The following is a 20,331-nucleotide window of genomic DNA, read 5'->3' as shown; positions in this document are numbered from 1 at the left end:
CACTAATCTCATGACATTTCTCCTTTCAACCGAAACTGTTTTAAACAGATTCGTTGTTCAACGCAATGACAACCCCAATCATTGCGTTTTTTTTCGCCTGTCATAATCTGAACGATTTAGGTTGAAATTCAGTCGCATTAGATTTATTCTTATAACTGTTTTATTTTTATAAAAAATTTATTAATTATCTCTAAAAGAAATAAGAGAAACTCTGATGATCTGGGATTTATTAACACACCCTTCTAATACTATTTTTAGCATTGCCTTAATGCTATGTCTATTTATTGGTGTCCTCGAATTAATCCTACTTTTAGTGGGCGGCAGTTCCAGCTTTCTGGAACAGTTTCTCCCTGATAGCCTGACCGATATCGACCATGCCGATGTTTCACTGGAACAGTCAGAAAATTTGTTTACCCAGCTTTTAGAATGGCTTTATCTGGGCAAAGTTCCGTTACTGATCTGGTTAATTATTTTCTTAACCGTGTATGCATTAACCGGTCTGATTATTCAGGATGTTTTTTTCCAGTTCACTGAACATTATTTTTCTGCATGGATCATTGCACCTGCCTGCCTGTTCCTAGCCATGCCACTGGTACGTTATAGCGCAGCACTGATTGCCAAGATTATTCCTAGAGATGAAACCACAGCCATTCAGCATGATGACCTGATTGGTCGTACCGCTCACATTATCTTAGGTGAAGCCAAACCAAACTCCCCGGCACAAGCCAAGGTTAAAGACCAGTTTGGTCAGACGCATTACATCCTAGTCGAGCCGGAACTTGATACGGTTTTCTACCAAGGCCAGGACGTTATTTTAACGCAAAGAACCAAAATTGGATTCCAGGCGATTGTTTCTTAGTTTTTATATTTATTACATGAGGGTGTTTAAATGTTGAGTTCAGCATTGACTGAAATTTTAATTATTACAGGTGTTATTTTTGCGGCACTGGTTTTTATTGGTATCGTCATCGCACGTCTATATACGCGATCAAGCAAAGAAGTGTCTTTTGTCCGTACTGGTTTTGGTGGTGAAAAAGTCATTTTAAATGGAGGCGCAATCGTGCTTCCTGTTCTACATGAAATTATTCCGGTCAACATGAACACTTTACGCTTAGAAGTAAAGCGTGCTGCGGATCAGGCTTTGATTACCCGTGACCGTATGCGTGTCGATGTCATGGCGGAATTCTATGTGCGTGTTAAACCGATTGCAGAATCCATTGCAACCGCGGCCCAGACCTTAGGCCGTAAAACCATGTCTCCACCAGAGCTAAAGGATCTGGTTGAAGGTAAATTTGTCGATTCACTGCGAGCGGTGGCTGCTGAAATGGCAATGGAAGAACTGCATGAGAAGCGTGTCGACTTTGTGCAAAAAGTTCAGCAGGTGGTTTCGGAAGATTTATCCAAGAATGGTTTGGAGCTTGAAACGGTGTCTTTAACAGGCCTCGATCAAACCAGCTTTAAATTTTTTAACCCGCAAAATGCCTTCGATGCAGAAGGTTTAACCAAGCTGACTGAAACCATTGAGGACCGCCGTAAAAAGCGTAACGACATTGAGCAAGATGCTGACTTGGCGATCCGTGCCAAAAATCTTGAAGCTGAACGTGCCCGTCTCGGCATTTCACGTGAAGAAGAATATGCCAAGCTGGAACAGGAACGTGAAATTTCCATCCGTAAAGCCGAACAATTGGCTGAAATTGCCTCTCAGGAAGCGGGTAAAAAACGTGAAGCTGAAGAAGCACGTATTGCGGCTGAACGTGAAGTCGAAATTAAACGAATTGCTTCTGCACGTGATGTCGAAAACGAGAATATTCAAAAAGCACAATTAATCCAGAAAGCTCAGGTTGAACAGAAGAAAACGATTGAGCTGGCTGAACAGGATCGTGCCATTGCCATTGCTGAAAAATCCCGTGCCGAATCAGAAGCGAAGGCTCAGGCCGACAAAGCCCGTGCTGAGGCGGTAAAAGCAGAGGAAGAAGTTGTCACTGTCCGTGAAACCCAGCGTGCTGAACGTCAAAAAGCGGTTGAACTGGTTGCAGCGAAACAAACTGCTGAAAAAGAAGCGATTGCCATTACTGTTGCGGCAGATGCAGGTAAAAAAGCTGCTGCCGATGAAGCAGAAGCAGTACGTATTGCAGCAGAAGCAGACGCTGAAAAAATCCGCTTAAAAGCGAAAGGTGAAGCAGATGCAAAAGTGTTGCTGGCGCAGGCTTTAGAAAAACAATATCAAGTCGATGCAGAAGGTGCGCGTGCAGTCAATGAAGCAGCCAATACCCTTTCTGCGGAACAGGTTGAAATGCAAGTGCGTCTGGCATTATTGAAGCATTTACCTGAGATTATCCGTGAAAGCGTGAAACCGATGGAAAATATTGATGACATCAAGATCTTGCAAGTCAATGGTTTAAATGGCTTTGCAGGTGCTTCTGCAACTTCAGGTGAAGGAACAGAAAACGGTTCAACGTCATTGTCTGATCAGGTGGTGAATAGTGCCCTACGCTACCGTTCACAAGCGCCCTTAATTGATAGCCTGATGAATGAACTCGGTCTGCAAGGTGGTGATATCAATGGCTTGACTCAAAACCTAAATAAACCAAAAGCAGAATAAGTCCGATATAAATAAAAAAGAGCCTTCATTGTAAGGCTCTTTTTTATTGCACTTTTATTTGTAGTTCACCATGACGGTCGCCTGCGCATTAACACTCCCCGCGACGGCGGCAACATTATCTTTCTTATAATATTTTGCATAGAAATTTTTAGTTAAAGCTGGATTTGATCCTGTGCCCAACCGACCAAATGAATATTCTGTGCCGTAGTTAATCGCTGAATTATTAGATACATCATACACTCGAATGCCGACATTACTGGTTGCAGCATTGCTATTGCTCAATACGTTAGTGCTATTCGCGACATTGGCATTATCGCTCATCGTAAAATACAACTGGGTATTAGCTAAGCTATTGCTACAAGTCGCCGTGATTGAAAAAGGCGTTTTCCCGCCAGCTTCCGTACCTGCTGTTGCTAAAGCGCTGGTTGCAATCGTAGGTAAAGTCACAATCGGATTGTTTAAGCTACAGGTTTTGGTATTTTCTGGATTCACTGTTAATTGCACAAAGCCAGATTGACTATCGATATAACGGTTCGATCCTTCGGTCATATCCACAGTGACCTTGCCTAAATCAAGCTGCACTGCTGGCGTACTTTCGGTCAATCCAGAAGTAAAATAAAACTTCAAATTAACAATATTGACGCCTTGGGTCGCAGACTCCCCTGTCGCATTGTTATACAAGCTCACCGTCTTGGCTAAAGCAACAACGGGCTTTCCAGACTTGGTATCCTGTATTTGAAAAGTCACATACGCATATTGATTAAAGTAAGGACTACTGCTGTTGACGATTTTGTAATACGTAGAACCTGCATAAGTGATCGTTTGATCAAAGTTGACGTTACTTCCCACTGTAGTGAAAGATGTAGTTTTTCGGTCAGGGAAATTATCCGTGATTTTGTTTGAACAATTCACCAAAGAATAAGCCGCAATCGATGTGGCAAAGTTGGTGACAAGTGTCCAGTTTGAAGTTGAGTTGGTAATACTACTAGTATTGGTCGCCAAAGGCTGAGTTGGGTTCGAAGTACACACACCATTATCCGTAGCATAAGCATGTTGTCCCAGAGCCATGCCTAAAACAGTAAATAAGAGCGTAAATCCATATTTTTTTAGCATGATTATTTACACTCCACATCGATCATCTGTATACGATTCGGTTGCTTACTTTTCGGAAGCAGTTTTTCTGGTGCATCAATATGGCAAGTGTAAGATTCACTCATTCCCCATTGCACATATAGATCTTGTTTTAATAATTGTGCTTTTTCTATAAATAGCTGATTTGACTGACCAAACATGCCTGCGACTTGTCCTGCCTGATTCACCGCTTGTACACCAATCGGGATTTGCTGATGTTCACCCTTAACTTGTACATTTAATAAAATATTTGAGCTTTGCTCGACGTCAAATTTGATTAAGGTTGAACTATAACGACGTGGAATCACTTCAGCCTGATTTGCACTTAAATTCACATCCAGAGGCAAATGCTTGGTATCTAAACGGATGGTATTGGCTTCATAAGGAGAAACATTGGCATAAATCGCATTGCCCCAATAATCGATTTTACTTCCCCATGCATTAACAACATCAGCGCCATGCGCACCCTTTGCATGAACAATGGTAAAGGTATCCGATAAATTATTGGTTGCGGTAATTCCATAAGGATGAGCGACAATAGCACCTTTCGCACTGAAACCATATTGGGTCTGATCATCACTCCAGCCCGTCACAGCACCCAGTTGTATTTGAGGCAGGCTATAATTCATATTGGCTGAAACAGCAGAATTATTTTTTCCATTGTTCCAGTTCTGAGTCGTGGTTAACCCATAATTGAATTGATTATTTTCCCCTAATGTTCCCGTGAGACCTACATTCGCTGTGGTTGGATGACCGACGTTATCTGCATATTGAATATTCGAATATAGATTTGCCTGCTTTTTACGCCACTCTAAAGGTAAAGAAAAGCTCAGATATACCTTATTTTCTTTTCCAAAATCATTTAACTGATTATTATTTTGACTATAACCAATAGAATAGCTCAATCTATTCCAGCGATTGCTATAGTTAATACTATATTGCACATAGTCTTTATCTGTATTCCAGTATTTATTTTGAGTTGCATTTAAATAAACAGAGCCAAAACCCTCTTTAAAGTTTTGATAAAGCGAAATATTAAATTGCTGTTTTAATAAATAAGTGAGGAAAAGACTATCGATTTCAGCTTGATTCAAATCATTAAAATTTCGTAAAGACATGGTATTACTTAATGTCATGTATTCACGATCTTGATATTGTGCTGAAACGTTCAAAAAAGTATTCAGCGGACTATAGCTATATTGATAAGCAGCTTTATACCGCCAACCCGCATAGTCATTTTTTGCTAAGGTCGCATTTGATTTTTCCGCATCAAATCTTAGTCCGCCTAGCCTTGTATTTTGTCCAAAACCGAATAAATAACTCTGAAAAACATGACTGAGATTGCTGCCAAGATATAAGCTGGAATAGTTGCTCAAGCCATATTCAGCGCTGAGCTGACCAATATAATCATCTGATGTTTTATTGTTGATTTTGTATTGCCCAGAAGCAATGTCGTAATTTAATTGCCCCATTCGAACAAGGTTCATATTGCCTTGCATCGGCACAATAAAGCTATGTTTTTCCCCACCATTTTCTGTGACCTGAACAGTTAAATCACCATTGTTATTGACCGCTGTGAGATCATTAAACTCAAACTCACCAGCCGGTACTGTACGTTCGTAAATTTTTCGGCCATTCTGAAACACAGAAACCAAAGCATTGGTATTGGCCAAACCACGAATCAAAGGTGCATAGCTGCGTTGCGACATCGGAAGCATACTAATATCGGAAGCAAGCTGTAACCCTCGTATTTGCGCCGAATCAATCGCATAAGTCTGGGTATTAAAGTCACCCATTTCTAGCCGTGCTTTCAGAGCAGGAATATCTGTAGACAAAACATTCAGATAAGATTGATAACCACCGAGTTGCGCTCCATCTGAGTCAAAACTTCCAGCATGACGAAAGTTAAAACGACTGAAATTGAATCCACCGGTTAAATTCAGATAATTGCTGCTAACTTGCTCTTGCTGGTTCAATTTACTGGTGTAACGATTAAAATCGTAACCGATATAAGCAGCAGTAACCCCCTGATCAAATCGTTCAGGTGCAATATATCCTTCTGGCCGTTGATTAATAATTGCTAAAGGTAAAGAAATATCCAGACTTAATGCCGACATATCCAGATCATAGTAGGCATCTGGATTGAGCTCTTTAATTGTGAGACATGGTTTTTTAGGTAGTTTTACCAAGATTTCTGGACGTAGATCCAGTCGTTTCAACAATTGCTCATCAATACATAGCACCGCCGTCAGCTCGGCATTCAAATGCTCGAATTTAAGCGTTAGCTGGCCTAATCCACGTTGATTGTTAATACTGGTATTGAGTGAGTATACTCCCTCAGCAACCCCATTGACCTGCCGAAATGAAGTTAAATCAATGTCCTGATTGCGTCCGCCAAACAATGCACGGGCATCAAAGGTATAAATCAGGTTATTTGAGCCATCTCTCGCTTGCAGTTTCTGATTGATATTTTCATTTTCTGCTGCATAACTGCCCTGCATGCATAAAAAAATGAAGCTATATCTGAATGCAGCATTCATTTATTCTTCGCCATTGATTACGGCTTGATAAGCCTGATTTCCACCATAATCATTAATCAGTAAATAGCTAATTTTTTGAGGCTTAAATTGGATTTCTGGTTTAAAACTCTCCGTAGAATAAGGTGCAACCATTAAAGGATCAGCATAAACAAAATTCTCTTTTTCCGGATTCAAACTGACATTATAAAAATTTAAATAATAAGGAGATGGGTTATTCACCGTCACGCTTTTATTAGTTTCATTATATTTAAAGTTAACACTGGAAAATGCTTTTTCCTGTGAGATTTTTAAATTGATAGGACGATAAAATAGTTTAATACGTGAACGAATCGACACCTGTAATTTATTTTTTTCTGCTGTCTCAACCTGTTCAGATGCAGGCATATCCAAAATATTAAACCAATATAAGCTTTCTCTATCCTGAGGCAAAGCTGAGGTATCTTTCGCAATTAAGCGAAGCATTTGACCTTTATTTGAAGCAATTTGGGCTAAAGGAGGCGTTAAGATAAACGGAATCTTATCCGCCTCTGGGATCTGATGCGGGTCACCATTGTCTAACCATGTCTGAATTAATGCAGGACGATCGTCAGGATTGTTCAATTGAACCGTGACCGTATTTTGGTTGGAAGGAAAAATAATACGCGTCCCTGTAATCGTCACTCCTGCAAATGTTGCAGTAGAGATTGAACTGAGCATTGCAATGCGAAAGGCAATCGATGAGATACGCATATTCTTATATTTCCCCTGAACCAATCAAAATGAAACTACAATTATTTATAAATAATGCTGTAGCTTACTGATGACGTTACTGCACCAGCAGTAGTTGCACCGGTTGCGAAATAACGAGCAAAGTAATTGAAGTCATTGCTATTTGTACCAGCAGAAACACCTACACTGCTCGACTGAGCTGGTGCTGGCGCATTTACATCAATAACAGTCTGGTTATTCGTCAACAACTGGATATCTACCAGTGTTGCCCCGCTTGTAGCTGTATTAATTAAACGACCTGCTGCATTGACTTTAGCAACTTCTGATTCAAAGTAAGGTGTTGCATTTAAGCTGCTTGCTGTACAACCAGCACCCGATAAGTTGATTTTAAATGCAGTAGTACCCGCCGTTGCATTCGCAGCACCCAAAGCAGCCGTATTTACAGTTGGTAAAGTTACAGATGCAGATGCATTGCCACTTCCAGCAACGTTAGCACTACAAGTTCCAGCAACCAGCTGACCAGTAAAAGTGATGACACCAGTAGCAGCAAAAGTCGTAGATGTTGCACATACAGCCAGGAGAGCAAGCCCTAAACTTAATTTTTTCATTTGAGAGTATCCATAAAAATTTAATTGATTTTTCATTACTTAGCTTCACCCCAAACTGTTTAAAATCTTTGTAAAAAAGCTATGCAATTCAGAAACAATAATATACATAAAGACAACATTTTCAATAAAATTGCGCAAACCAGATCACACTTTTACCGCTTAATACACAACAATTCCAGTTTTGTTTTTTTCATGATTTAAAACATCAACTTAAAAATACCAGAGATTAAAATTCATCTTTTTTATACTTTTCCTTTTTGGTCAAAAGGTGAATATTTTTGTCACTTTGGTACAAGTTATTGAAATTTAAGCAGCTCATTCAATTTTTCAAAACGCACAAAAAATAGACAATCAGTTAATGTTTAAGGCAGATATTCAGGCTGGAATGCTGAATTTTAATTTTGATTGAGGCTCAGTTTTTATCGACAAACCTACTTATATTGATAGCGCCCACCTAAATTTTTCAGGCAATAAAAAACCCCAATGTCTCCATTGGGGCTTTTTAAAGATTAAAAATCTAACGTATTACGCTAAACCTTTCTCTTTTAAAACTTGCAACATCGTTGAACCAAGCTCAGCTGGGCTACGCGTGTAAGCCATTCCCGCACGTTCAAATGCAGCGAATTTCTCTTCAGCAGTACCTTGACCACCAGAAATAATCGCACCAGCGTGACCCATACGCTTACCTTTAGGCGCAGTTACACCAGCGATGTAACCGACTACAGGTTTAGTCACGTTAGATTTGATGAATTCAGCAGCTTCTTCTTCCGCTGTACCACCGATCTCACCGATCATGATGATTGCATCAGTATCTGGATCGTCTTGGAATAATTGAAGCGCTTCGATCTGGTTCATACCTGGGATTGGGTCACCACCAATACCGATACAAGTAGACTGACCTAAACCAAGCTTAGTTGTTTGAGCAACAGCTTCATAAGTCAATGTACCTGAACGTGAGATGATACCAATACGACCTGGTTGGTGGATGTGACCAGGCATAATACCGATCTTACATTCACCCGGAGTGATTACGCCTGGGCAGTTAGGACCAACTAAACGAGTACCGTTACCGTTAGTTTCCAAGTAGCGTTTTGCTTTAAGCATGTCGATGGTTGGAACACCTTCAGTGATCACAACGATCAGGCCAACACCTGAATCAACCGCTTCAACGATTGAGTCTAAAACGAATGGAGCTGGTACATAGATTACAGATGCATCAGCATTTGTTTCACGTACCGCTTCTTTCATTGTGTTGAATACTGGTAGGTCAAGGTGAGTTGTACCACCTTTACCTGGAGTAACACCACCAACAACTTTTGTACCGTAGTCTAAAGCTTGTGCAGAGTGGAAAGTACCGTTTTTACCAGTAAAACCTTGTACCAATACTTTAGTGTCTTTATTAATTAATACGCTCATGATTGATACTCCTTACGCTTTAACTGCAGCTACAACTTTTTCTGCGGCATCAGATAAACCGTTCGCAGAAATTAATTTCAAACCAGATTCATCAAGTAATTTAGCACCTAACTCAGCGTTGTTACCTTCTAAACGAACAACAACTGGAACAGTTACGTTTACTTCTTGAACCGCTGCAATAATTGCTTCAGCAATCATGTCACAACGTACGATACCACCGAAGATGTTGATTAAAACACCTTGTACAGAAGTATCAGCAAGGATGATTTTGAACGCTTCGATTACACGCTCTTTGGTTGCACCGCCACCAACGTCAAGGAAGTTTGCAGGCTGACCACCATAAAGTTTAATGATGTCCATTGTTGCCATTGCAAGACCAGCACCGTTCACCATACAACCGATGTTACCTTCTAAAGCAACATAGTTAAGATCAAATTCAGATGCTTTTAATTCACGCTCGTTTTCTTGAGTTTTGTCACGTAAAGCAGCAACTTTAGGTAAACGGTAAAGCGCGTTAGAGTCGATACCTACTTTCGCATCTACACATAAAATATCGCCATTTTCACGAACTGAAAGTGGGTTAATTTCAAATAATGCAAAGTCATTTTCTACAAATGCTTGGTAAGCAGCGCCCATAATTTTAACAAATTGGCTCACTTGCTTGTCTTTCAAACCTAAAGCAAACGCAACTTCACGTGCTTGGAATGGTTGTAAGCCAACTAAAGGATCAACTTCAACTTTGATAATTTTTTCAGGCGTTTCTTCCGCAACTTTCTCGATTTCTACACCACCTTCGGTAGAAGCCATGAAAGTAATACGACGGCTAGAACGGTCTACAACCGCGCCCAAGTAAAGCTCACGCTCAACTGGGTAAACGTCTTCAGCAACGATGATGCTGTTTACTGGTTGACCATTTGCATCAGTTTGATACGTTACAAGACGAGTACCAATGATGTTGTTAGCAAATTCGATGACATCTTCTTTAGATTTTGCAACTTTAACGCCGCCAGCCTTACCACGACCACCAGCATGAACTTGCGCTTTCATTACCGCGAATTTACCACCAAGCTGTTCAAATGCAGCAACTGCTTCGTCTGCATTTGTTGCCAAGATACCTTCTTGTACTGGCATGCCATATTCTTTCAATAATGCTTTAGCTTGATACTCATGTAAGTTCATTTAGTTACCTACTATGTTGTTTGTGTGATACAGCCCGGTCTTCTTAAAATCAGGCTGCTACATATTGAATAAATGATTGCCTGAAGCAGGCAATCATCATCATTCAAAAAAGTGTGGCGAACCACACTTTATGTTTTATTTACGCTTGCGTTGAATCGCGTGGATTGCACGACCGTCAACAGAAAGCGCTGCTTCATGTACAACTTCAGAGAAAGTTGGGTGACCGAAAGTCATCAATTGCAAGTCTTCAACAGAAGAAACGAATTCAAGCGCGATCATACCTTGGTGTACGATGTCAGATGCATTAGGACCCACAACGTGCATACCTAAAAGACGATCTGTTTTCGCATCAGCAACGAATTTCACAAAACCAGCAGTATCACCGGCAGCTAATGCACGACCATTCACCGCAAACGGGAATTGACCAGCTTTAACTTCATGACCTTTTTCAGCGGCTTGTTCTTCAGTTAAACCGACCCAAGCTGCTTCTGGATGCGTGTAAATCACGCTGATGATGGTGTCGTAGTTTACTTGAGCAGCATGACCGTGAATACGTTCAACTGCCATTACGCCTTCTTCCATTGCTTTATGTGCAAGCATTGGACCGCGTACCAAGTCACCAATCGCATAAACACCTTCAACAGATGTTTGGCACTGATCATTGACATCAACCAAACCACGTTCAGTGAGTTTAATGCCAGAATCTTCTGCCAATAAACCTTCTGCATATGCTTTACGGCCTACACAAACGATTAACTTGTCAAAAACTTGTTCTTTGTCTTCGCCAGCCTGGTTATATTTAACCGTTACTTCGCGACCATTCACTTCAGTACCAGAAACTTTTGCACCGATACGGATATCTAAACCTTGTTTTTTCAAGATTTTTTGATATTCCTTCGACAAAGCTTTGTCTGCCATTGGCAAGAAAGCATCTAATGCTTCAAACACAACAACTTCTGAACCGAGACGACGCCATACCGAACCAAGCTCTAGACCGATCACACCCGCACCGATCACACCAAGACGCTTAGGAACTTCAGGGAATTTTAATGCGCCAGTAGAGTCAACAATCAAGTCTTCATCAACAGGAGCGACTGGAATATTGACAGGTACAGAACCCGTTGCAAGGATCACGTACTTCGGTTCTAAAACCTGTACATCGCCTTCAAACGGTGTGAATTCTACTTTTTTACCTGCAAGTAATTTACCCGTACCTTGTAACCACTCGATACCATTACCTTTCAGTAATTGAGCAACACCACCAGTCAATTGATCTACAACTTTGTCTTTACGTGCCAACAAAGTGTCTAAATCAAATTTAACTTCACCCGTGGTAATACCGTGTTCAGCAAGTTCGTGAACAGTTGCTTCGTAACGGTGAGAAGAGTCAAGCAATGCTTTAGAAGGGATACAACCCACGTTTAAACAGGTACCACCTAAAGATGGCTTACCGTTGTGAATACGTTTTTCGATACAAGCGACTTTGAAACCAAGTTGAGCTGCACGAATCGCCGCTTCATAACCACCAGGTCCACCGCCAATGACAACAAGATCAAACTGTTGAGACATCTTTATCTCCAATGAATCTCCCCTATCTTCCTTTATCTGAGAAGAAATTTCACAAACCTTGAAACTGATCAGACTTGTGAAAGCCCCTCTTGTAATTCAAGAGAGGCTTAGGGGGATTTTTAAATAAAAAATTATAGGTCAAGAATGAGTTTAGCTGGCTCTTCTAACAATTCTTTGATTGTTACCAAGAAACCTACAGCTTCTTTACCATCGATTAAACGGTGGTCATAAGAAAGCGCTAAATACATCATTGGCAAGATTTCAACTTGACCATTCACCGCCATAGGACGCTCTTGGATTTTATGCATACCCAAGATTGCAGTTTGTGGCTGGTTTAAAATAGGAGTTGAAAGCAATGAACCGAAAGTACCGCCGTTGGTGATTGTGAACGTACCGCCAGTCATGTCTTCGATACCTAACTTACCGTCACGTGCTTTAAATGCATAGTCACGGATACCGTTTTCAACTTCTGCATAGTTCATACGGTCAGTATCACGAAGTACAGGGACAACCAGACCACGGTCAGAAGAAACTGCTACACCGATGTCATAGAAACCGTGATAAACGATATCATCGCCATCAATAGATGCGTTTACAGCTGGGTAGCGTTTCAATGCTTCAGTTGCCGCTTTAACGAAGAAAGACATAAAGCCTAAACGAGCACCATGACGTTTTTCGAAAGCATCTTTATATTGCTTACGCATTTCCATGATTGGCTTCATGTTCACTTCGTTGAACGTAGTTAACATTGCAGTTTGTTGTGTCGCTGCCAATAAACGCTCAGCAACACGCTTACGTAAACGTGTCATTGGTACACGTTTCTCGATACGCTCGCCTACAGCAACGCTTAATGGTTGAACTGATGTACCTGGCTTATGGTTCGCAACATCTTCTTTAGTGATGCGACCACCACGGCCTGTACCTTGAACGTCAGCAGCATTGATACCGGTTTCAGATAATGCTTTACGCACTGCAGGTGCTTGGTTTTGATCAACTGGTTGAGTTGATGCAGCAGCCGCAGGTGCAGATGCAGCAGCCGCCGCTTCTGCTGGTGCAGCAGCTTCAGGAGCAGCCGCAGAAACAGCACCAGCTTCGAATTGAGCAATCACTTCGTCAGAAAGAACGGTATCGCCTTCATCTTTGATGATTGCAACAAGGCTACCATCAGCTGGAGCAACCACTTCTAAAACAACTTTATCGGTTTCAATGTCACAGATCACTTCATCACGTGATACAGGTTCACCTACTTTCTTGTGCCAAGTTGCGATCGTACCGTCAGCAACTGACTCTGGAAATACCGGTGCTTTAATTTCGGTTGCCATTATTTAGAATCTCCTGATTGTTCAACTTCAATAGCAAGTGCGTCATTGATGAGCTGAGCTTGTTGTTTTGCATGCAAGTATGGCGAGCCACAAGCAGGTGCGGCAGATGCTTCACGACCAGCATAGCTAATACGGATTTGTTTACCAGATTTAAGAACGTCTTCATACAAGCGAGGAACGATGAATAACCAAGCGCCTTGGTTCTTCGGCTCTTCTTGTGCCCAAACAAGTTCTTGAATGTTTGGATACTGAGCCATAACTTCAGCCAAGCGTTGCTCTGGATATGGATACAATTGTTCGATACGAACGATCGCAACATGGTTAAGACCAAGCTCACGACGTTTTTCGAGTAAATCGTAATAAACCTTACCACCACAAAGCACTAGGCGAGTTACGTCAGCCTTGTTGATTTGATCAATTTCATCGATCACAGTTTGGAATGTACCGTTTGCCAATTCATCCAGTGTTGAAGTCGCAAGTTTATGACGTAATAACGATTTTGGTGACATTACGATCATTGGCTTACGAATCGGACGAACTGCCTGACGACGTAACGCATGGAAAATTTGCGCAGGTGTCGTTGGGGTCATCACTTGCATGTTGTCTTCAGCACAGAGTTGTAAGAAGCGCTCTAAACGTGCAGATGAATGCTCTGGACCTTGACCTTCGTAACCGTGTGGCAACAACATGGTCAGACCACAAACACGCTCCCACTTGGTTTCACCCGAAGCGATGAACTGGTCAATTACAACTTGCGCACAGTTTGCGAAGTCACCAAATTGCGCTTCCCAAACGATCAGGCTTTTCGGCAAAGTCGTTGAGTAGCCATATTCAAATGCAAGAACAGCTTCTTCAGACAATAAAGAATCATAAATCGCAGTACGCGGTTGGTTTTCTTTAATGTGGCAAAGCGGAATATAAACAGAACCATCAACCTGGTTATGTAATTTGGCATGACGGTGTGAGAATGTACCACGCCCCACGTCTTCACCCGTGATACGCACAAGGAAGCCATCGTCAAGCAAAGATGCATAAGCTAAAGTTTCAGCAGCACCCCAGTTCAGTGGCATTTCACCTGTTTGCATTTTCGCACGGTCATCAATCACTTTTTGAACTTGGCGTTGCAATACAAAACCTTCTGGTAATGTATTCATCTTCTGACCAAGCTCTTTCAAACGATCGATGCTGAATGTTGTGTCCCAGATGTCTGTATATTCATGGCCCAGATATGGAGACCAGTCGACAAACATTTTTTTGTTTGGTTCACGAACCAGTGCATTGGCAACGTGGTTACCTGCTTCCAAATCAGAACGGTAGCCTTCAACCATTGCATCGGCACTTGCACGATCAAGAATTTTTTCTTGAACCAGCTGATCAGCATACAACGTACGTGTCGTTGCTTTCTTGCTGATGACTTGATACATCAATGGTTGTGTTGCAGATGGTTCATCTGCTTCGTTGTGACCGCGACGACGGTAGCAGAACAAGTCCAGGATAACGTCTTTACGGAATTCGTGACGGAAGTCATGTGCAATTTGAGTCGCAAAAATTACCGCTTCAGGATCATCACCATTCACATGGAAAATCGGTGCCTGAATCATTTTGGCAACGTCAGTACAGTATTCGGTAGAACGTGTATCTCGTGGATCAGAAGTCGTGAAACCAACTTGGTTGTTAATCACGATATGAACGGTACCACCCACGGTATAACCACGGGTTTGTGACATCTGGAAGGTTTCCTGGTTCACGCCTTGACCTGCAAATGCAGCATCACCATGAACGATTACAGGCAGAACGTCATCACCGCCAATGTCTTTACGACGGACTTGACGCGCACGAACCGAACCTTCAACGACCGGACCAACGATTTCTAAATGCGATGGGTTAAACGCCAATGCTAAGTGAACTTCGCCACCTGGAGTCATGACGTTTGAAGAGAAACCTTGGTGATACTTAACGTCGCCCGAACCTTTCTTATGCAGGCTCTTACCTTCGAATTCACCAAACAGGTCAGCCGGGTTTTTACCCATGATATTGACAAGAAGGTTGAGACGACCACGGTGTGGCATACCAATCACAACTTCTTTACAACCTACGCTACCTGCACGTTGAATGATTTCGTTCATCATCGGAATAAAAGACTCACCGCCTTCCACACCAAAACGTTTTGCACCAACGAATTTATTACCAAGATATTTTTCCAGGCCTTCAGCAGCAGTTAAACGCTCAAGGAAACCTTTTTTCTGATCACTGGTATAATTGAATTTACCGCGAACACTTTCCAAACGCTGCTGAATCCAGCGTTTTTCTTTAGTGTCAACGATATGCATGTATTCTGCACCGATTGAACTACAGTAAGTTGCTTCCATGGCATCAACCATTTCAGACAATGTTGCTTCTGCTTTGCCAATGGCAAGGTTGCCTGTATTGAATACAGTATCAAGATCAGATTTTGTTAAACCGTGAGCAGATAAATCGAGGTCAGGAACGTCTTCGCGTTTCGCAAGACCTAATGGATCGAGTTTAGCTTTTTGATGACCACGGTTGCGGTAAGCAGCGATTAATTGTAATACACCAATTTGACGACGCTCATGTTCTGTACTTACAGTGCTTTGAACAACAGGTTGAACTCGGCTTGCATTACGACCCAGAAGGAGGAATTGCTCGCGCACACTGCCGTGTGGTTGATCACCTTTAGGGTATTTATCGAAATATTCACGCCAATCCTCTGACACTGAGGTTGGAGAAGTTAGGTACTGTTCGTATAGCTCTTCAATATACGCTGCACTATCAGCGGAAAGTTCAGTGTCAAGACGCAATGCGTCAGCAACTTCTTGCATTTTTGGACCCATTTCCTATTGCAAAAAATAATACAGGCTGCCTTTTAAGCACACCCATGATTCATAGTGCCAAATTGGTAACACGACACTACTACCCAAGATCATCCAACCCTGAGACATTATTACTACACATCAGGAGTATTCCCTTTGATGTAACAAATGAGCCATGCACCTTCAATTCAAGGCACATAACTCATTCTTCATACTCGATGACATCGAGCAATTTTTTGCAAATCATTTTAGAAAAATTAACTAAATTTTTAACTTTTCTAAATTGACTTTTTCAATGAAATCTGTACAAATCTTGAAGGCTTTGTTTGAAGATAAGCTCAAGAATCTGCTTATTTTTTGATTCCAGTTGTGGCAGAAATCCTAACATGTTCTCAAGCTTGGATTGATTTTTTTGACACATACCATCTATAAAGCAGCGAAATACACATATCAAATTATATTCTAATATACCGCCCTTTTGATAAAAGTTGCACTCCAATCGATCAAAAATAAACATTCTCTACAAATATTGCACAAAGCGCACTCAGTTTGATTAAAAATAAATCAACCTATCTACCATATCGATTTTGATGATTTTAATTAACAACAAAATCCATAAATATTTAAGGTCAATTTTTTTAAATTCAAGCCCAACTTTATCTAATCCAACATTTTTCAACCAATTTTGATGCTTACGCAAAATAAAAAAGAAGCCCCTCACGGGGCTCCTTTCTTGCCTGGAACAAACAGATTAGCCTGCTTGATCGAGCAACATGTTACGAATGTGACCAATCGCCTTTGTCGGGTTCAAACCCTTAGGACATACAGACACACAGTTCATGATCCCTTTACAACGGAACAAAGAGAACGGGTCGTCTAAACGAGCCAAACGCTCTTGTGTTGCCGTATCACGAGAGTCAATGATAAAGCGGTACGCATTCAACAACGCAGATGGTCCAAGGAACTTATCAGGGTTCCACCAGAATGATGGGCATGAAGTTGAACAACATGCACAAAGAATACATTCATATAGGCCATCTAAGTGTTCACGTTCTGCTTGCGACTGTAAACGCTCTTTCGCTGGTGCTGGCTGGTTGTTGATCAAGAACGGCTGAATCTTGTCATACTGGTCATAGAACTGGTTCATATCTACAACCAAGTCTTTTACAACTGGCAAACCAGGTAAAGGACGGATCACAATCTTCTCTGGCAAGTCGTTCAAGTTCCACAAGCACGCCAAACCATTTTTACCATTGATGTTCACACCATCCGAACCACAAATACCTTCACGGCAAGAGCGACGGAATGTTAATGATTCATCCTGCACTTTCAACGCAAGTAACGCATCAAGCAACATACGGTGCTTGTCGGTTAACTCAAGTTTAAAAGTTTGCATGTACGGCGCTTTATCCTTATCAGGATCATAGCGGTAGATTTCGAATGTACGAGTGCCTCTACTCATCTTGGTTCTCCCGATTAGAATGTACGTGGTTTAGGTTCAATTGCTTCAACCGTTAACGGGCTGAAACGTACTGGCTTATATTCAAGACGGTTGTCTGATGAATACCATAAAGTATGCTTCATCCACTCATCATCACGGCGACCGTAAGAGTAAGTTGGGTGATCCGGTGCCAACTCATAGTCAACCACGGTATGCGCACCACGACATTCTTTACGTGCAGCAGCAGAGATTAAGGTTGCCTTCGCAACTTCATACAAGTTTTCAACTTCTAACGCTTCAACACGTGCAGTGTTAAATACGCGAGACTTGTCTTTTAAATGAATGTTACGTACGCGTGGTTCAATCGCAAGGATTTCTTTCACACCCTTGTCAAGCAATGCTTGAGTACGGAATACACCTGCGTGATCTTGTACGATGTCACGGATTGCATCAGCAACTTCTTGAGCATTTTCACCAGACGTTGATTCATCCAGCTTACGTACACGCTCTAAAGTGTTAACCAATACATCTGTTGGAAGCGGTGCATAGTCATCGCCATGATGCTTGGTCACGTAATCAATGATGTGTTCGCCCGCAGCTTTACCAAATACCACAAGGTCAAGCAATGAGTTGGTACCTAAACGGTTCGCACCATGTACTGATACGCAAGAACATTCACCAATCGCATAGAAACCTTTCACAGGTTTCACATAGTCACGTGTACCTTTATAAGAATACTCTTTAGTATCCTTATCGTAGTGCGCAGAGAATTCACCCTCTTCCACACCATGTGGCACAACCACCTGACCATGAATGTTGGTTGGAATACCACCCATTTGATAATGGATTGTTGGTACAACCGGAATCGGCTCTTTCGTACAGTCAACGTTTGCGAACTTCTTACCAATCTCATAAACAGATGGAAGACGTTTCATGATCGTTTCAGCACCTAAATGCGTCATATCCAGCAAGATATAATCGGCTTTAGGACCACAACCACGACCTTCTTTAATTTCCTGGTCCATTGAGCGTGATACGAAGTCACGTGGCGCCAAGTCTTTTAAAGTCGGTGCATAGCGTTCCATGAACGGTTCGCCGTCTTTGTTACGAAGAATCGCACCTTCACCACGACAACCTTCGGTTAACAATACGCCTGCGCCTGCAACACCCGTTGGGTGGAATTGCCAGAATTCCATATCCTGTAATGGAATACCTGCACGAGCAGCCATACCAAGACCGTCACCAGTATTGATATAGGCGTTTGTAGATGCGCGATATACACGACCCGCACCACCGGTAGCAAACAAGGTTGCTTTAGCCTGGAATACCGCAATGTTACCGGTTTCCTGGTCAATGGCAGTTACACCAAGCACATCACCCGCTTCATTACGGATCAAGTCTAATGCAATCCACTCAACGTAGAACTGGGTGCCCATTTTCACGTTGCTTTGGTATAAGGTATGCAATAACGCATGACCTGTACGGTCAGCAGCAGCACACGCACGTGGAACCGCTTTTTCACCGTAGTTAGCAGAGTGACCACCGAATGGACGCTGATAGATCGTACCATCTTGGTTACGGTCAAACGGCATACCCAAGTGTTCAAGCTCGTAAACAACTTTTGGCGCTTCACGTGTCATGAACTCGATTGCGTCCTGATCGCCTAACCAGTCAGAACCTTTAACCGTGTCATAGAAGTGATAGTGCCAGTTATCTTCTTGCATGTTACCTAACGACGCACCAATACCGCCTTGTGCAGCAACTGTATGCGAACGTGTCGGGAATACTTTGGTTAATACCGCAACTTTTAAACCCGCTTGAGCAAGTTGGTAAGCAGCGCGCATACCAGAACCACCACCACCGACGATAACGGCATCGAAAGTGAGGTTTTGAATATTTGAATAATCTTCTTTAGGGTTAATTGCGCCCATGATCTCTTCCTATCAATTTGCCCAGAAAATCTGGATACCCCAGATTGCGTACACGATCACTGAAATAATGACAGCAGAAGTAAGTACAAGGCGTAAACCTGAAGCTGAAGGACCCATTTGACGAGTCGTTACATAATCAGTAAAGACTTGCCACATACCAATCCAAGCGTGTGCAACCAGCGATAATACGGCTAATAAAGAAAAAATCTTCATTGGCAAAGTCAGCATAAAGCCAGCCCACTGTTCATAACCGAATCCGCTATTGCAAAGGATCCAGCCCAATAAAACAATAGTGTATGCAGCCAACACCACAGCACTAACACGCTGGATATACCAATCGCGCGAACCTGAACCTGTTAAACCTGTAGCACTTTTCATTAGAACATAATCCATACAAAGGCTGCGACGATACCGATCACAGATAAGATCAATGAAACTGTAGCCGCGATACGACCGCTTTGTAATTCTTCAGCAAAACCGAGGTCAGCAAGCAAATGCTTGATCCCTGCGATTAGGTGGAAAATTAATCCAGCTACAAATACCCATACGACAAAACGTACAAGGATATTTCCGAAAACGACATTTTTAACGTAGTCAAATCCTTCTGGTGAAGATAAAGATTTATCCAAAATCCATAAAAGAACAGCGACTAATAAGAAAACGATTACACCTGATAGACGGTGTAGAATTGATGCAATAGCCACGGGTGAGCGTAAATTTACCGCTAACACCTGACCCATGGACAAATTGACAGGTCTGTTGCTTTTCACAGCGGGCATCCTGTAGGTAGAAACTCCATCCGGAGTTTGTTTGAATTAATTCAAAGGAAAGCTGGCATTGTTAGGCAAGCACAGCACATGCCTAACCTATAAACGACATCGAATTATAAAACGTGAAATATCAAAATACAAACAATCAGCTTTCGCTTTAGTCGAAAAAAACTTTAAATAAGAATCATTCACATGCATAATAACGACCAAAAAAACACCGCGCCCAAGCAAAAAATACTATCTAATTGTTTTGTAATGATAAAAATAAGATACTATTTTTTAT

At 41.8% G+C, this 20,331-nt stretch carries 15 protein-coding genes; 2 read left to right on the top strand and 13 right to left on the bottom strand.

Annotation, left to right across the window (positions count from 1 at the left end; genetic code table 11):
- Window positions 1-214 precede the first annotated feature (214 nt).
- Both ACNQO6_RS05830 and ACNQO6_RS05825 read left to right on the top strand, forming a co-directional pair.
- Complete coding sequence (locus tag ACNQO6_RS05830; RefSeq protein WP_440208355.1) at window positions 215-859, top strand: YqiJ family protein; 645 nt, start codon at window positions 215-217, stop codon at window positions 857-859.
- A 30-nt stretch (window positions 860-889) separates the two neighbouring features.
- On the top strand, window positions 890-2,602 hold the full coding sequence (locus tag ACNQO6_RS05825; protein WP_440208354.1) for a flotillin family protein: 1,713 nt from the start codon (window positions 890-892) through the stop codon (window positions 2,600-2,602).
- 54 nt (window positions 2,603-2,656) lie between these two features.
- On the opposite strand, the gene ACNQO6_RS05820 is transcribed toward ACNQO6_RS05825, so the two are convergent.
- From ACNQO6_RS05820 to sdhC, 13 genes are all read right to left on the bottom strand, one after another.
- Entirely contained in the window at window positions 2,657-3,715 is a 1,059-nt protein-coding gene (locus tag ACNQO6_RS05820; protein WP_440208353.1) for a fimbrial protein, read from the bottom strand.
- 2 nt (window positions 3,716-3,717) lie between these two features.
- Window positions 3,718-6,273, bottom strand: a complete 2,556-nt coding sequence (locus ACNQO6_RS05815) for a fimbria/pilus outer membrane usher protein (protein WP_440208352.1) — start codon at window positions 6,271-6,273, stop codon at window positions 3,718-3,720.
- A complete protein-coding gene (locus ACNQO6_RS05810) occupies window positions 6,274-7,002 on the bottom strand; it encodes a fimbrial biogenesis chaperone (RefSeq protein ID WP_440208351.1) in 729 nt (242 codons plus the stop codon). It abuts the gene before it with no gap.
- Window positions 7,003-7,043: 41 nt separating this feature from the next.
- The gene (locus ACNQO6_RS05805; protein ID WP_005288485.1) at window positions 7,044-7,589 is read right to left on the bottom strand and encodes a fimbrial protein; all 546 of its coding nucleotides are present in this window, start codon (window positions 7,587-7,589) and stop codon (window positions 7,044-7,046) included.
- A 525-nt stretch (window positions 7,590-8,114) separates the two neighbouring features.
- On the bottom strand, window positions 8,115-9,005 hold the full coding sequence (sucD, locus tag ACNQO6_RS05800; protein WP_003655479.1) for a succinate--CoA ligase subunit alpha: 891 nt from the start codon (window positions 9,003-9,005) through the stop codon (window positions 8,115-8,117).
- Between the two features lie 12 nt (window positions 9,006-9,017).
- Window positions 9,018-10,184 (bottom strand): ADP-forming succinate--CoA ligase subunit beta, encoded by a 1,167-nt coding sequence (sucC, locus tag ACNQO6_RS05795; RefSeq protein WP_005227098.1) that lies wholly within the window; start codon window positions 10,182-10,184, stop codon window positions 9,018-9,020.
- 135 nt (window positions 10,185-10,319) lie between these two features.
- Complete coding sequence (lpdA, locus tag ACNQO6_RS05790; protein WP_396514804.1) at window positions 10,320-11,753, bottom strand: dihydrolipoyl dehydrogenase; 1,434 nt, start codon at window positions 11,751-11,753, stop codon at window positions 10,320-10,322.
- Window positions 11,754-11,884: 131 nt separating this feature from the next.
- Window positions 11,885-13,075, bottom strand: coding sequence for a 2-oxoglutarate dehydrogenase complex dihydrolipoyllysine-residue succinyltransferase (gene odhB / locus ACNQO6_RS05785; protein ID WP_440208350.1), 1,191 nt, complete (start codon window positions 13,073-13,075; stop codon window positions 11,885-11,887).
- Entirely contained in the window at window positions 13,075-15,915 is a 2,841-nt protein-coding gene (locus ACNQO6_RS05780; protein ID WP_440208349.1) for a 2-oxoglutarate dehydrogenase E1 component, read from the bottom strand. The genes odhB and ACNQO6_RS05780 overlap by 1 nt, the downstream gene beginning before the upstream one ends.
- A gap of 742 nt (window positions 15,916-16,657) precedes the next feature.
- Window positions 16,658-17,368: a succinate dehydrogenase iron-sulfur subunit gene (locus ACNQO6_RS05775; protein WP_004664446.1), complete on the bottom strand. Its 711-nt coding sequence runs from the start codon at window positions 17,366-17,368 to the stop codon at window positions 16,658-16,660.
- Between the two features lie 14 nt (window positions 17,369-17,382).
- On the bottom strand, window positions 17,383-19,278 hold the full coding sequence (gene sdhA, locus ACNQO6_RS05770; protein ID WP_440208348.1) for a succinate dehydrogenase flavoprotein subunit: 1,896 nt from the start codon (window positions 19,276-19,278) through the stop codon (window positions 17,383-17,385).
- A 12-nt stretch (window positions 19,279-19,290) separates the two neighbouring features.
- Window positions 19,291-19,656 (bottom strand): succinate dehydrogenase, hydrophobic membrane anchor protein, encoded by a 366-nt coding sequence (gene sdhD / locus ACNQO6_RS05765; RefSeq protein ID WP_004775170.1) that lies wholly within the window; start codon window positions 19,654-19,656, stop codon window positions 19,291-19,293.
- Window positions 19,656-20,057 (bottom strand): succinate dehydrogenase, cytochrome b556 subunit, encoded by a 402-nt coding sequence (sdhC, locus tag ACNQO6_RS05760; protein WP_050441709.1) that lies wholly within the window; start codon window positions 20,055-20,057, stop codon window positions 19,656-19,658. The genes sdhD and sdhC overlap by 1 nt, the downstream gene beginning before the upstream one ends.
- Window positions 20,058-20,331 lie beyond the last annotated feature (274 nt).

The sequence above is a fragment of the Acinetobacter calcoaceticus genome (assembly GCF_051947995.1).
Classification (GTDB): Bacteria; Pseudomonadota; Gammaproteobacteria; order Pseudomonadales; family Moraxellaceae; genus Acinetobacter.
Note: the sequence above shows the minus strand (reverse complement) of the source record. Positions and strands in the feature narration are given on the sequence as shown.